Below are 14,794 nucleotides of genomic sequence, written 5' to 3'. Positions count from 1 at the left end.
GGGTGCCGATGTGGATCGCGAGGCTGCCTCCGGCGTTCGCCGGAGCGACGTCAATCGGTCGCGCTTCCCTGCAGCAGCGGCTCCATCGGCAGCGTCTTCGCCCCCTGCTCCGTGCAGACGGCGTAGTTGACGTTCTTGCCACCGTACATCGAGACGCCGGCGTACTCGCCGGTGTTGCTCAGCACGTAGAAGCTGATGTTGAAGTTGGGATCGCCGTTGGCCTTGCGCAGGCGCTGCTCGACGGTGTTGGCCTTGATCCGCTTCAACGCCTCGAGCCCGGCATCCTTCGGGTGCATCCCGCGCCGCATGTGCTCGACGATCAGGTAGGACGTCAGGTTGTACAGGTTGGCTTCGCCGCGCCCGGTCGATCCCGCGGCGCCGACTTCGTTGTCGACGTAGAGCCCGGCGCCGAGAATCGGCGAATCGCCGAGCCGGCCCGGGATCTTCCACGACAGGCCGCTGGTGGTGGTCACGCCGCAGACCTCCCCCTTCGCGTTCACGCCGTCGCAGTTGATCGTCCCGTAGAAATGATTCGCATCGATCCAGCCCTCGTCGATCATGTCGAGGTTCACGCGGCGAATCGCCGCCTCGCGCTTGATCGGATCGAGGTAGTGCAGCGGGTCGGTGCGCCGCTTCCATTCGAGCCAGGTCTTGCGCGACTGCTCGGTGTTGAGATCATCCTCGATCTTGAAGCCCATCGCCCGCGCGAACTCCTGCGCCCCCTTGCCGACGATCAGATGATGATCGGTTTCCTGCATCACCCGGTAGGCGACGAGCGACGGCGTCCGCACGCCTTCGAGCGCGCCGACCCCGCCGGCGCGCTTCAGCGGTCCGTGCATGCAGCACGAGTCGAGCTGCACGATCCCCTCGGCGTTGGGCAGGCCGCCGTAGCCGACGCTCGTGTCCGCCGGATCGAGCTCGACGATGTTGACGCCGGCGATCAGCGACTCGAGCACGTCCCGGCCGGCCGTCATCATCGCGAACGCCGTCTCGACGCAGGTCTTGTCGCCGCCGTTCTTGTACTGGTTGCCGTTGGCGGACGCGATCACCGCCGGCTTCACCGGCTTCCTGGTGACGACCGCCGGCGCCTGCGCCAGCGCCGGCGCGCCCGCCGCCGCAGCGAGGCCGGCGGTGCTGGTGACGACGAATTCGCGGCGGGAGATCTTGTCGGTCATGTCGAGTCCTCGTGTTCCGTCTTTCGTCTCAACGGTTTCAGGTTTGCGGACGGGCCCGGTGATTGTAGACTACGAGGCTGTTGCGAGCCATCTCGATCGACACCATCCGCGACGCGGCGCGGAACATCTATGACGTCGCCGTCCGCACCCCGCTCGTTCCCCTGGGGCCGATCGCCGCGGGCGCTCCGGACATCTATCTGAAGCTCGAAACGCTGCAGCCGATCGGCTCGTTCAAGATCCGCGGCGCGTACAACGCCGTCCGGCGGCTGCCGCCGGAAACCGTGGCGCGCGGGGTCTGGACCGTCAGCGCCGGCAACGCCGCGCAAGGCGTCGCGCTGGCGGCCCGCAAGGCCGGCGTGCCCTGCAGCGTGATGGTGATGGACACCGCGCCCGACGCGAAGCTCCGCGCCATCGACCGCCTCGGCGCCACCATCGTGAAGGCCTCCTACGACGAGTGCTGGCGCACGGTCGAGGCGCACGCCTCCGATCGCATGACCGGCCATTTCGTGCATCCCTTCGACGACGACGACTTCATCAGCGGCAACGGCACCGCCGGTCTCGAGATCATCGAGGACCTGCCGGACGTCGACGCGGTGATCGCGCCGGTCGGCGGCGGCGGGCTGCTCGCCGGGATCGGCGTCGCGCTCCGCGCGCTGCGCCCCGACGCCCGCGTCTACGCCGCGGAGCCGGCCACCGCCGCCCCGCTGCGGCGATCGTTCGAGCGCAACGCGGCGAGCCGCTTCGACGAGTGGCAGGCGTCGTTCGTCGACGGCGCCGGCGGCAAGTCCGTGCTCGACTCGATGTGGCCGCTGCTGCACGAGTTCGTCGACGACTCGATCGTCGTCTCGCTCGACGAGGCGGCGCGGGCGATGCGCCTGGTCGCCGAGCGGGCGCGCGTCATCGCCGAAGGGGCGGCGGCCTGCGCCGTCGCCGCCGCCGTCGCGCCCGCCATGGCGGCGCGCGGCCATCGCAAGGTGGTCGCCGTCGTCTCGGGCGGCAACGTCGATCTCTCCCGGTTCGCCAAGCTCGTGGGCGCCTGCGAATAGTCCGACATGCCTCAATCGAACATCCCCGACCGCATCAAACGACTGCCCGAACTGGCCGGCGATCTCTGGTGGACCTGGAACTCGCAGGCGCGTGAGGTCTTCCGGCTGCTCGACTATCCGCTGTGGCGGCAGACGGCGCACAACCCGGTGCTCATGCTCCGGCAGATCGCGCCCGAGCTGCTCGAGACCGCCGCGCGCGACGAGCGGTTCGTCAGCATCTACGACGCGGCGATGGACGCGCTCGACGCCGCCCGGGCGGCGCGCGACACCTGGTGGCAGCACCGCTGCGCCGACAACCGCGGCACCATCGCGTACTTCTCCGCCGAGTTCGCGCTGCACCAGTCGCTGCCGATCTACGCCGGCGGCCTCGGCGTGCTCGCCGGCGATCACTGCAAGGAAGCCAGCGACCTCGGGCTGCCGCTGATCGGCGTCGGCTTCATGTACCCGCAGGGCTACTTCCACCAGACCATCTCGCCGGAAGGCTGGCAGCAGGAGTCGTACGAGCGGCTGAACTGGAACGACGCGCCGATCGATCCGGCGGTGACCGCCGAGGGCAACCAGTGCATCGTCGCGGTGCCGCTCGGCAACCGCACGGTGCTGGTCAAGGTGTGGCGGGTGCGGCTCGGACGGGTGAAGCTGTACCTCCTCGACACCGATCTCGAAGAGAACGCGCCCTGGGATCGCGAGCTGTCGGCGCGGCTCTACGGCGGCGATCGCGAGATCCGCGTGCAGCAGGAGATCATTCTCGGCATCGGCGGCGTGCGGGCGCTGAAGGCGCTCGGATCGCATCCGGCGGTCTGGCACCTGAACGAAGGGCACGCCGCCTTCGTCGTGCTGCAGCGCATCCGCGATCTGATCGAGAGCGGCCAGTCGTTCGACGCGGCGCTCGAGGAAGTGCGGCGGACGACGGTGTTCACCACCCACACGCCGGTGCCCGCCGGTCACGACGCGTTTCCGTTCAACCTGGTGGAAACCCACCTGTCGGGGGCGTGGGGCTCGCTCGGCGAGTACCGCGACCGCTTCATGCAGCTCGGCGCCTACGACAACGGCGCCGGGCCTCAGTTCAACATGACCGCGCTCGCGCTGCGCACTGCCGGCGCGGTCAACGCCGTCAGCCAGCTGCACGGCGTGGTCACCCGCGACATGTGGGCGCCGATGTGGCCCGGGGTCGAGCCGCAGCGCCGGCCGGTCGGGGCGATCACCAACGGCGTGCACATGCCGACGTGGCTGTCGCACGAGATGGTGCGGCTGTTCGACGAGTACATGCCCTCGGACTGGCGCGACCGCCACGACGACGCGTCGCTGTGGCAGCGGGTGTTCGACATTCCCGACGAGGCGCTGTGGGCGGCGCGGTCCGCGCTCAGGACGTATCTGTTCTCGTTCGTGCGCGAGCGGGCGCGCCAGCGCTGGCGCGACGAACAGGTCAGCGCCGCGCGCGTGGTCGCCGCCGGCACGCTGCTCGACCCGGGCGCGCTGACGATCGGATTCGCCCGCCGCTTCACCGGCTACAAGCGGCCGGAACTGATCTTCCACGATCCCGCCCGGCTGCAGCGCCTCGTCAACGCCGCGCGCCGTCCGGTGCAGCTGGTGTTCGCCGGCAAGGCGCATCCGGCGGACGAACTCGGGAAGCATCACCTGCAGCAGGTCTACCGCCGCGCCATCGATCCCGCGTTCGGCGGCCGCATCGCCTTCATCGACGACTACGATCTGCACGTCGCGCATTTCCTCGTGCAGGGCTGCGACGTCTGGTTGAACAATCCGCGCAAGCCGCTCGAAGCGAGCGGCACCAGCGGCATGAAGGCCTCGGCCAACGGCGTCCCCCACTTCTCGATCGGCGACGGCTGGTGGGCCGAGGGCTTCACCGGCCAGAACGGCTGGCTGATCGACGCCGCCGATCAGCCGACCCAGGAGGCGCAGGACGCCGCCGACGCCGCCCGCATCTACGATCTGCTCGAACGGGAGATCGTCCCGACCTTCTACGACCTGGAGGACGGCATCCCGCGGCGCTGGCTGACCTACGTGCGCCAGGCGATCGTCACCGTGGCGGCGCGCTTCAGCGCCCGGCGCATGGTCAAGGAGTACGTCGACCGGATGTATACGCCGGCGATGCAGCAGCAGGCGGAAGTGGGACGCTGACGCCGCGCCGCCTGCCGGCTCCCGGGAATTGATACAATCAGCCATATGCCCCGCAAGACCGTCGTTCAGGCGCGCTGCGCGCTCTGCAACGCCAAAGACGTCTCGGAGCCGCGCGGCGAGGAGAAGTACTGCCGCGACTGCTGGGACAAGAAGATTGCCGTCGAGGAGATCGTCGCGCGCGAGTTCGCGCTCAAGCGATACATCCGCGCGCACAGCGCGGAGAAGTACCTCATTTACCATTCCACGCAGAAGCGTCCCTGCGGCCAGCTCATCGTCGTCGACGACGGCTACGATCTGTTCCTGACGATGATGCTCTATCCGACGTTCGCGTGGGACGAGCCCGCCTACCACCTCGACGGCGATCCCGAAGGGCGCACCTTCGCCGAGATCCTCGTCGACGTCGTCGCCGCGGAGGTGATCGAGCCCTGGGGCGGCGGCAAGTGGCACCTCGAAGTGTTCCGCTCGACCAATCCCGAGCCCGAGGACTGGAACGGCGAGATGTAGAGGTCTATACTGCGCTCATCGTCCGTCGTCTCCCGGGTCCCCGGTCTGGAGGTTGGACATGAAGCGCATTGCCTGTTCCGCCGTCATTCTCGGTCTTCTCGCCGCGGCGCCAGCCGCGTTCGCGCAAGGCAAGGCCGCTCCGAAGAAGGATGCCGTTCCCGCCACCGCCACGCCCCCGCCGCCGTCGCCGGAAGTGATCAAGGCGCGCATGCGGCCGGCGCTCAAAGGAACGGCGTACATCGAAATCATCAAGGGCACGCCGAAGGCGGTCAACGGCGAACTGCACAACACCACCAAGGTCAAGAACGTCTCGAACGCGCCGATCGTCGGCCTGCGCATCGACGAGTACTTCTACATCGGGCAGAAGGAGGCGTCGGTCGGCAGCGGACGGCTGCGGCACGCCCTGGCGCCGGGAGAGATCGCCGAGATCACGACCGCGGCGCAGCTCAAGCCGGGCATCAACGGCAGTCAGCTGATGTTCTCGCACGCCAACGGACAGGTGAAGCCCACGGCGGTCAAGAAGTTCACCGACGAGAAGGCGGCCGCGGCGACGAAGAAGTAGCCGCGCGACATCGGCCAAGCTGGTCTTGGCCTGTCCCGGGAGGTCATGCGGGCATTAAAATGCGCGCATGACTTCACCGGGCGAATCCGATCTCCGCTTCCCCACCGGCCGCTTCACCTTCGATCCCGACGTCACTCCCGACACGCGGCGCGCCGCGATTGCCGCGATCCGCGCCACGCCGGCGGCGCTGCGCGGGGCGGTGCGGGGACTGACGGAGGCGCAGTTGAATACCCCGTACCGCGACGGCGGCTGGACCGTCCGCCAGGTGGTGCATCACGTTCCGGAAAGCCACATGAACGCGTTCGTGCGGTTCAAGCTGGCGCTGACCGAGGACAACCCGACGATCCGCCCGTATGAAGAGGATCGCTGGGCGCGGCTCGGCGACGTGGCGCGGGCGCCGATCGAGGCGTCGCTGTCGCTGCTCGACGCGTTGCACGAGCGCTGGGGCATCCTGCTCGAGGTGATGACCGACGCCGATTTCCGGCGGCCGCTGACGCACCCGCAGTCCGGCCAGATGCCGCTCGATCGCATGCTGCAGCTCTACGCCTGGCACGGGCCGCATCACGTGGCGCACATCACCACGCTGCGCGCCCGGCAGGGCTGGTAGCCACGCCAGTGCGCGGTGCGCGGTGCGCGGTGCGCGGTGCGTTCAGTGCGCAGTGCTCAGTGCTGGAGGCGGCGCTCGGCGTAGTGTCCGGCCAGTGGTAACTTCCAGCGCCCGCCGGCGAAGGCTTTCCACAGGCAGATGGCCCAGACGATGGCGAGCACGCCTGTCAGCACGGTGGCGGCGCGCAGCATCACCAGCATGGCCGTTGCCGAGACGAAGAGCGCCAGCACCGCGAGCCCGCCGCTGACCACCACGGCCAGCATCAGACCGCCGAGCGCGATGATCGATTGCCACGCGTGAAAGCGGACGTCACGGTTGGCGGTTTCGGTCCACAGCAGCAGCGCCCCGGAGAACGGACCGGCCAGATACGCGAGCGCCGACGCGGTTCGCGGATCCAGTCCGGTCGACGACGTTCGGGAGTCGAGCACCGGGGCGGAATCGTCGGGCGGCTTCATCCTGTGGCTCCACCTCACCCGATACAAACTTCATTCCGCCCCTCGACCCTCGACCCTCGAACCTCGAGCCTCGAGCCTCGAACCTCGCCTCAGCGCACCCTGAACTCCACTTCGCGCGACACTGCCGGCGTATTCGCCAGAAACGACCTCGCCGTGATCCGCAGCACGTAGCGGCCCGGGGCGAACGCGCTGAGCGGCACCAGCGTCGTGTGGCCGTAGCCGCCCGACGCGCCTTGCAGCTCCTCGCTCTTCCGCTCGTCCGACTTCGTCAGCACGACCTTCCCGTCGTCGGCGAGCACTTCGGTCTTGATCTCGACCCGGTGCGGCGCCTTCGCGCCGTTGTCGTACACCTCGGCGAAGATCGAGAGCTGGTCGCCGCGCGGGAACTCGCGCAGCGCGGTCGGCGCGGACGGCAGGACGTCCTTCAACTCGTTCACGGACGGGTCGGGGTTCGCGGTCGGCATCCGGCTGGCGAACGCCGACGCAATCGCGATGCCGCTCATCGAGAGCCCCGCCTTCGAGAAGTCTGGCGCCTCGACGTCGAGGAGCACCGTGCCGACCCGGCCGCCCGATTCGCGCGCGCCGACGCGGACCTGGTACTTGCCCGGCGGGACCTGAAGCCGCCTGACGATCCGGAAGCCGCCCTGCCGGACCGTCTCGTACGTCTGCGGCCGGAGCCCCAGGTTGATGACGTCGCGGGCGCCGTCCTTGATCTTGCCGTCGGCGTTCGCCGCGAACACCGTGAGCTCGAGATCGTTGGCGAACGTGCCCGCCGGCGTCTGCGAGAACTGGATCCCGGCGCCGTCGATTTCGACCGCCAGCGCCAGCGCATCGTTGCCGCCCGCCCCTTTGAACGGCGCCGCGAACGCGCTGATCGTCAGGCCGCTGATCGCGACCGGACTGTCGAGCGCATCGCGCAGCTCCGGCGAGGTGCGCGCCGGCGTCTCGGCCGGTTCGGTCTTCTTGCCCGCGGTCGGCGCGGCGTAGCCGCGGCGGGCGCGGACGCGCAGCCCGGGCTTCAGCACCTTCACCTGCACGTTCCGGAACCGCCCGTCACGTTTGTCGTTGGTCGGATAGTAGCCGAGCACGTAATAGCTGCTGTTGTCCGCGAGGATGCGGCTGAAGCCGGTGCGGAAGTCGTTCTGGTTGAGCACGGCGAATCCGCCCGTCTCTTCCGCGACGACCCGCAGGCTGTCGTGCTCCAGACGCAGTTCGTCGATCAACCCCGAGGGATTGATCGAGCCGTCCGCCGGGAAGTTGCCGATCTCGATCCCGTCCTCCATGCCGCTGGTGACGCCGCGAGGATCGACGCTGTACACGTTCACGTTGGCGCGCGTGGCGGCGTTGACCATGTCGCGGATCTCGCGCTGGACGTCGGTGGCGTGGGTGTTCGCGAAGGGGTTGATCACGTTGTAGTTGATCCCCTCGCTGAAATAGACCACCGCTTTGCGGCGCCCGCGCATCCCCGCCATGTAATCGGCGATGTTGCGCAGCGTGCGCAGCGAATTGCGCGCGTTGGTGAAGCGCTGCAGCTCGTTGAACGAGGCGTTGATGTTCGACCCGGCGCCGGCCGGGAGGTCACGGTTGATGTTGTAGTCGGCGATCGCCGCCGAGGTCGACGAGTCCGCCTTGATGCCCATCGCCGCGTCGATCGCCCGCAGCGCCAGTTGCCGGTTGCTCGTGAAGTCCTGCATCCCCTTGCCGTACCCGGAGGTGTTCACCACGGCGACGATGTCGTTGGCGCCGACGTAGCGCTCCACGAACTGCCGCGCCGCGCTCCGCGTGCGGATCGTGCGATAGCCGCGGGTGTGCAGGTCGTCGATGACCAGCACGAACACGCGCCCTTCGAACGGCGTCCGGTTGGTCGCGACGTCGGGCGGGATGGCGGTCTTCGCGAACAGCGGCGGGTCGGCCCGCTCGATCGGAATGTCGACCATCGAGAAGGCGGTCAGCGTCTGCGGCTTCCCGTCCTCGAGCACCTGGAAGTCGTCGCGCGTGAGCGTCCGGACGAATGCGCCCTGCGCATCGGTGACGCTCGCGTCGATTTCGACGTAATTGACTTCGACCTTGAAGGTGACCGGCGGCTGCGCCGAGGGACGCGGCGGCTGCGCCGGAGGCTGCGCGGGTGCGGGCGCCTGCGCGACCGCCGCGATCAGAAGGAGCGAGGAGATCATTCGCATGGTGATACCAGCAGACAGGCGCTTCGATTATAGGCCGGTTGCCGCTCATCCCTTGATGACGCCGAGCGGACGCAGCTGCGCGACCTTCACCGCCACCCCGGCGCCGTGGACGACGTTGACGACGTCGGCGACGTCCTTGTAGGCCTCCGGCATCTCCTCCGCGACGGTCGCCATCCCCGCGGCCATCACGTGGACGCCGCGGTCGCGCATTTCCTTGATCAGGGAGCGCCCCTTGACCGATCGCTTCGCCTGAGACCGGCTCATCAGCCGCCCCGCGCCGTGGCAGGCGGAGCCGAAGGTGTCGTCCATGGCCGTCTGGGTTCCCGCCATCACGTACGAATAGCGCCCCATGTCGCCCGGAATCAGCACCGGCTGCCCGAACTCGCGGTACGGCGGCGGGGTGCCGGGATGGCCGGGCGCGTAGGCGCGGGTCGCCCCCTTCCGGTGCACACAGACGCGCCGCGGGTTCCCGTCGACGACGAACGTCTCGAACTTGGCGATGTTGTGGCAGACGTCGTACACGACCGACACTCCGGTCCGATCGGGAGCGATGCCGAGCGCGGCGCCGAGGCTCTCGCGAATCCAGTGCGCCATCACCTGGCGGTTCGCGAACGCGAAGTTGGCCGCCGCCGCCATCGCCGCAAGATAGCTGCGTCCTTCGGGCGAGGTCACCGGCGCGCAGGCGAGCTGCCGATCCGGCAGCGATATCCCGTACTTGCGGCTGGCCTCCCCCATCACGCGCAGGTGATCGGTGCACACCTGGTGGCCGAGGCCCCGCGATCCGCTGTGGATCATCATCGTCACCTGATCCTTGAACAGCCCGAACCCGGCGGCGATCCGCTCGTCGAACACCTCCGCCACGTACTGGAGCTCGGCGAAGTGATTGCCGGAACCGAGCGTCCCGAGCTGTGTGTGGCCCCGCTCCTGCGCGCGGTCCGACACGAGATCCGGATCGGCCCCGGCGATGCAGCCGCGCTCCTCCACCGTCTCGAGATCCTCGGTCCGGCCCAGTCCCTGGGAGACCGCCCACGCCGCGCCCTTCTCGAGCACGCGCCGCAGGTCGGCGCGCGACATGCGCAGGTCCTGGCGATGCGCGCCGACGCCGGTCGGCACGTTGCGATACATCTCGGTCACGATGGCGTCCAGGTGCGGCGCGATCTCGTCGCGCACGAGGGTCGAGCGCAGCAGCCGCACGCCGCAGTTGATGTCGTAGCCCACCCCCCCGGGCGACACGACGCCGGCCTCGGCATCCATCGCGGCGACGCCGCCGATCGGGAAGCCGTAGCCCCAGTGGATGTCGGGCATCGCGATCGAGGCGCCGACGATGCCGGGGAGATGCGCGACGTTGCGCACCTGCTGCAGGCTCTCGTCCTTCTGGATGTCCTGCATCATGCGTTCGTCGGCGTAGACGATGCCGTCGACGCGCATGCCGCCGGTCTTCGGCAGCCGGACGCGATATGGATCCATTCGTTCAACGTTCTTCACGTGTTCCTCACGCCGGAAGCGGTGCGGGCTCGACTCCGACGAGGTTGACGCTTCGCCACAGCGGAGCGTGAGGGCGTCATCCCGTCGAGACAGTCAAATGTCGAAAACGATGCGTGCTCTCCAGGTTCCCTGCTCGTGTCTAACGTGCAAGCCGTGGTAGGTGGCGCTCTTCACCAGCACTCGCGACGGATGGCGCGCCGGGTCGAACGGCTCACCCGCGACGCTCGCGTCCAGATGCCAGCGGCCGTCCGCTTCGCGAAGCGTCACCGTCGCGTCGGAGACCAGCAGGTTCTGGACCTCGAAGCGGTACAAGAGTTCGTTGAGCCAGTCGACCAGCAGGTCGTCCAGGAAGCCGGCCTCGAGTGTGACGGACTGTGTGACCGCCGGCTTCACCGCGGACAACTCCGTGATCGTGTCGGTCAGCGCCTGCGCGGCGGACGCAAACAGCTCGCCGGCGGTGCGGCCGGTGAGGTCCGCCGCCACGTCCGCGGTGTGATCGACGAAGGTAAACCCCATCCGTTTTGCCGGCCCTTACGTCTATACTCAAACCATGCCGGTGTCGATTCCCGCCGTCCAGCAGGCATTGAAAGAGGAGGGGCTCGACGGATGGCTGCTGTACGACTTCCACGGATCGAACCCGATCGCGCGGCGGTTGACCGGGCTCGACGGCGGCGGCAAGATGACGTCCCGGCGCTGGTTCTATGTCATCCCCGCGGATGGCGAGCCGAAGAAGCTCATGCACGCGATCGAGCCCTACAACCTCGATCATCTGCCGGGCAGCAAGACGATCTACTCGCAGCGCGAGACGCTCGCCGCCGGCCTGCAGCAGGTCCTCGGCGGCCTCAAGCGCGTGGCCATGGAATACTCGCCGAACAACTCGATTCCATACATCTCGCGCGTCGACGCCGGCACCGTCGAGGCGGTGCGCGGGCTCGGGTTGAACGTCGTCTCGTCCGGCGATCTGGTGCAGCGCTTCGAGGCGATCTGGTCCGCCGACGCGCTCGGCACCCATCGCGACGCGTCCGAGCGCCTGTACCGCATCAAGGACCGGGCCTTCGAGTTCATCCGCGAGGCGCGGCGCAGCGGGCGGGCGGTCACCGAGATCGACGTCCAGCGCGCGATGGTGCGGTGGTTCGAGGAGGAAGGGCTGGTGACCGACGCACCGCCGGTGGTGGCCGCGCAGCAGAACGCCGGCAACCCGCACTACATGCCGGCCGCCGGGAACTCGCGATCAATAAATGATGGCGAGGTGGTGCTGCTCGACCTGTGGGGCAAGCGCCCGGAGCCGGGCGCGGTGTTTGCTGACATCACGTGGGTCGGGTTCACCGCCGCCCGCGTGCCGGAGCTGTACGTGCGCGCCTTCAACGCGGCGCGCGACGGGCGCGACGCCGCGGTTGCGCTGGTCCAGCGACGGGTGCGGGCCGGGCAGGAGATTCGCGGGTTCGAAGTGGATCGCGCCTGCCGCGCCGTCCTCGACGCCGCCGGTTTCGGGGCGCAGTTCATCCACCGCACGGGGCACAGCCTCGGCACCGAAGTGCACGGCAACGGCGTCCACATGGACGACTATGAAACGCACGACGAGCGCCGCCTGATCCCCGGCACCGGCTTCACCATCGAGCCGGGCGTGTACTCTAAGGATTTCGGCGTTCGCACCGAAATCAATATGTTCGTCGGCGATCGTGACGCGACCGTCACGGGCCCGCTGCAGACCGAGTTCGTGCTTCTGTGATCCGGCAACTGGAGTCTGGCAACTGGTAACGGAGTTCCAATGTCCACCCGCAAGAGTTCGCTCTTTTACATCATCCTCACCGCGGTTGCGTCGCTCGCCGTCGGCATGGTCATCGCCTCGCGGCTCGATCTGGCCCCGGCCTCGTCGGCCCAGACCGTGTCCGTCCCGGCGATGAACAGCGCGCCGCTGGCGGGGCCGATCGACGCCACGACATTCCGGAACATCGCCAAACTCACCGCCCCCGCGGTGGTGAACATCCAGACCGAGGTGCGGCAGCGGAACCGCGACCTCACCGAGTACTTCGGCGGCAGCGACGACCTGCTGCAGCGGTTCTTCGGCGGGGGCGGCGGCGGAGGCGCGGAGCAGGCGCCGCGCAACCGCAACCGCCAGCGCCAGACGCCGATCATGGAAGGGGCCGGCACCGGGTTCATCATCGATCCCGCGGGCTTCGTGCTCACCAACAACCACGTCGTCGACGGGGCGGAGACGATCCGGATCAGCCTCTACGGCGCCGAGCGGCTGGAGTCCTTCCAGGCGAAGATCGTCGGCCATGACACGCTGACCGACACCGCGCTCCTCCAGATGACCGAGATGCCGCGCGCCCCGCTCACCCCGATCCGCTTCGGCGACTCCGAGCAGATGCAGGCGGGCGACTGGGTGATGGCGATCGGCAATCCGTTCCGCCTCGGGCACAGCGTCAGCGTCGGCGTGATCAGCGCGCTCGGCCGCCCGTTCGGCGGCACGCCGGGACGCGCCCAGAACATGCTGCAGACCGATGCGGCGATCAATCCGGGCAACTCCGGCGGACCGCTGCTCAACGTGCGCGGCGAAGTCGTCGGCATGAACACCGCGATCTACACCGACGAGCGGTCGGCGAACATCGGCATCGGCTTCGCCACGCCGATCAACACGATTCGCGATCTGCTGCCGCAGCTGCGCAACGGCAAGGTGATCCGCGGCGTGATCGGCGTGGAGGTCTCGATCGATCACCTCACGACCGAGACGGCCAGGGCCTTCGGCCTGCCCAATACCAACGGCGCGCTGATCAACAAGGTCAACCCGAATGGTCCGGCCGACAAGGCCGGCGTCGAGCCGGGTGACGTGGTCGTCGAGTTCGGCGGCAAGCCGGTGAAGGACAGCGACTCGCTGGTCGCGATGGTCGTGAGCACCAAACCGGGCACCAGCGTGCCGATCGTGGTCTACCGCAACAACCAGCGCCGCTCGCTGAACGTCGTTGTGGATGAGCTGGATCTCGACGCCGAGCAGTCCCGCACCGCCCGGCGCGGCGGCTCCACGCCCGACAATCCCGAGCCCACCGCCACCGGCCTGGGCATGACGCTCGAGCAGATCACCCCCGAAATCGCCCGGCGCCTGGACCTGCCTGCCAACGCCGGCGGGGCCATCGTCAGCGACGTCGATCGGAACAGCCCGGCGGCGAACGGCGGGGTGATCCCCGGGGACGTCATCCTCGAGGTGAACCGCCAGAGGGTGGCAAATGTCAGCCAGATCACGCGGGAGCTGCAGAAAGCTCAGCTGGGCCAGCCGATCTTCATGCTGGTCTGGCGGAACGGCGACAACGTATTCGTGACGATGACGAAGCGCTAGACGGGCCTATAATCGGCCCGATCATGAGCAGCACGACCACCGTCGAGCGCGAGATAAAGCTGAGGTACGACTCGGTCGAATCGGCCCGCGCCGCCATCATGGCGACGGGGGCCACGCCGCTCCTCGGCAGGCGGCTCCAGGAAGACGCCCTGCTCGACACCGAGGACGAGTCGCTGCGGCGGCAGCGCTGCGTGCTGCGCATCCGTGTCGAGAACGGCAACAGCCGCATCACCTTCAAGGGCCCCGTGCAGGCATCGGTGATGAAGCTCCGCGACGAGTTCGAGACCATCGTCGGCGACGGCCTGCTGCTGCTGCGCATCTTCGAGGAGCTGGGCTTCCACGTCTGGTTCCGCTACGAGAAATACCGCGAGGAGTTCTGCCACGAGGAAGTCATCGTGGCGGTCGACGAGACGCCGGTCGGCGTCTTCGTCGAGATCGAAGGCAGCGAGCAGGGCATCACGACGATGGCGACGCTGCTCGGCCGCCGCCCCGAAGACTACATCGTCGACTCCTACCGGGGCTTGTACCTGAAGTATCGCGACGAAGCGGGCATCAAAGGCCCGGACATGGTCTTCGACGCCACCGAGTAGTGCGAGCCCTCGTGCTGGCGGCCGGTCTCGGCACGCGATTGCAGCCCCTGACGCTCGCGCGCGCGAAGGCCGCTGCGCCGGTCGATGGCGAACCTCTCGTTCGCCGCACGATCGGGTGGCTCGTGCGGCAGGGCCTCACCGATCTCGTCCTGAATCTTCACCACAAGCCCGAGACGATCACCGCGGTGGTCGGCGACGGCAGCGATCTCGGCGCGCGGGTACGGTACTCGTGGGAGTCCCCGGTGCTCGGCTCCGCCGGCGGTCCCCGCCATGCCCTGCCGCTGCTGCTCGACCCGCCTTCGCCGCACGGCGGCTCCGGCGCGGCAAGCCCCGCGGAACGGAATGACGGCGGACTGGTCGCGCCGAAGCCCCGAACGGGCGAAGGCGGAACCTGCGTTCTCGTGAACGGCGACACGCTGACGACCGTCGATCTCCGCGCGATGATCGAGCAGCATCGCCGCAGCGGCGCGGCGGTGACGATGGCGCTGATCCCGAATCCGCGTCCGGAGAAATACGGCAGCGTGCAGCTCGACGACGACCATGCCGTCACCGCCTTCACGCGCCGCGGAACGCAGGGATTTCATTTCATCGGCCCGCAGGTCATCGAGGCGGCGGCGTTCATGTCGCTGCCCGACGGCGTGCCGTCCGAGACGGTGCTGGGTCTGTATCCGCAGCTGATTGCCGAGCGGCGCGGGTCGGTGATGGGCTTCGTCAGCGGCG

Annotated in this window: 14 protein-coding genes; 9 read left to right on the top strand and 5 right to left on the bottom strand. The window is 68.5% G+C overall.

Annotated elements, in window-relative coordinates; genetic code table 11:
• Positions 1–50: 50 nt before the first annotated feature.
• Entirely contained in the window at positions 51–1,175 is a 1,125-nt protein-coding gene (locus VFK57_20305) for a N(4)-(beta-N-acetylglucosaminyl)-L-asparaginase (GenBank protein HET7698068.1), read from the bottom strand.
• An 80-nt stretch (positions 1,176–1,255) separates the two neighbouring features.
• Between VFK57_20305 and VFK57_20300 the strand changes: the two genes are divergently transcribed.
• The 5 genes from VFK57_20300 to VFK57_20280 all read left to right on the top strand — a co-directional run bounded on the left by VFK57_20300 (position 1,256) and on the right by VFK57_20280 (position 6,030).
• Complete coding sequence (locus VFK57_20300) at positions 1,256–2,221, top strand: pyridoxal-phosphate dependent enzyme (protein HET7698067.1); 966 nt, start codon at positions 1,256–1,258, stop codon at positions 2,219–2,221.
• A 6-nt stretch (positions 2,222–2,227) separates the two neighbouring features.
• On the top strand, positions 2,228–4,357 hold the full coding sequence (glgP, locus tag VFK57_20295; GenBank protein ID HET7698066.1) for an alpha-glucan family phosphorylase: 2,130 nt from the start codon (positions 2,228–2,230) through the stop codon (positions 4,355–4,357).
• Between the two features lie 45 nt (positions 4,358–4,402).
• Positions 4,403–4,861, top strand: a complete 459-nt coding sequence (locus VFK57_20290; GenBank protein ID HET7698065.1) for a hypothetical protein — start codon at positions 4,403–4,405, stop codon at positions 4,859–4,861.
• A gap of 58 nt (positions 4,862–4,919) precedes the next feature.
• The gene (locus VFK57_20285; protein HET7698064.1) at positions 4,920–5,423 is read left to right on the top strand and encodes a hypothetical protein; all 504 of its coding nucleotides are present in this window, start codon (positions 4,920–4,922) and stop codon (positions 5,421–5,423) included.
• 67 nt (positions 5,424–5,490) lie between these two features.
• On the top strand, positions 5,491–6,030 hold the full coding sequence (locus VFK57_20280) for a putative metal-dependent hydrolase (protein HET7698063.1): 540 nt from the start codon (positions 5,491–5,493) through the stop codon (positions 6,028–6,030).
• 56 nt (positions 6,031–6,086) lie between these two features.
• Here VFK57_20280 and VFK57_20275 read toward each other — a convergent pair whose 3' ends face one another.
• The 4 genes from VFK57_20275 to VFK57_20260 form a co-directional block, all read right to left on the bottom strand.
• Positions 6,087–6,485: a hypothetical protein gene (locus tag VFK57_20275; protein ID HET7698062.1), complete on the bottom strand. Its 399-nt coding sequence runs from the start codon at positions 6,483–6,485 to the stop codon at positions 6,087–6,089.
• Positions 6,486–6,574: 89 nt separating this feature from the next.
• Positions 6,575–8,659: a VWA domain-containing protein gene (locus VFK57_20270; protein ID HET7698061.1), complete on the bottom strand. Its 2,085-nt coding sequence runs from the start codon at positions 8,657–8,659 to the stop codon at positions 6,575–6,577.
• Between the two features lie 51 nt (positions 8,660–8,710).
• On the bottom strand, positions 8,711–10,150 hold the full coding sequence (locus VFK57_20265; GenBank protein HET7698060.1) for an RtcB family protein: 1,440 nt from the start codon (positions 10,148–10,150) through the stop codon (positions 8,711–8,713).
• A gap of 93 nt (positions 10,151–10,243) precedes the next feature.
• Positions 10,244–10,666: an archease gene (locus VFK57_20260; protein ID HET7698059.1), complete on the bottom strand. Its 423-nt coding sequence runs from the start codon at positions 10,664–10,666 to the stop codon at positions 10,244–10,246.
• A gap of 34 nt (positions 10,667–10,700) precedes the next feature.
• On the opposite strand from VFK57_20260, the gene VFK57_20255 reads away from it, so the two are divergent.
• From VFK57_20255 to VFK57_20240, 4 genes are all read left to right on the top strand, one after another.
• A complete protein-coding gene (locus tag VFK57_20255) occupies positions 10,701–11,879 on the top strand; it encodes a M24 family metallopeptidase (GenBank protein ID HET7698058.1) in 1,179 nt (392 codons plus the stop codon).
• Positions 11,880–11,918: 39 nt separating this feature from the next.
• A complete protein-coding gene (locus tag VFK57_20250; protein HET7698057.1) occupies positions 11,919–13,484 on the top strand; it encodes a trypsin-like peptidase domain-containing protein in 1,566 nt (521 codons plus the stop codon).
• A 23-nt stretch (positions 13,485–13,507) separates the two neighbouring features.
• Positions 13,508–14,074, top strand: coding sequence for a class IV adenylate cyclase (locus VFK57_20245; GenBank protein ID HET7698056.1), 567 nt, complete (start codon positions 13,508–13,510; stop codon positions 14,072–14,074).
• On the top strand, positions 14,074–14,794 hold a 721-nt coding region (locus VFK57_20240; GenBank protein HET7698055.1), incomplete at its 3' end, for a nucleotidyltransferase family protein. The genes VFK57_20245 and VFK57_20240, both read left to right, overlap by 1 nt.

This window comes from Vicinamibacterales bacterium (assembly GCA_035699745.1).
Lineage (GTDB): Bacteria > Acidobacteriota > Vicinamibacteria > Vicinamibacterales > 2-12-FULL-66-21 > JAICSD01.
The sequence above is the reverse complement of the archived record's forward strand: the minus strand, read 5'-3'. Positions and strand labels throughout refer to the sequence as shown.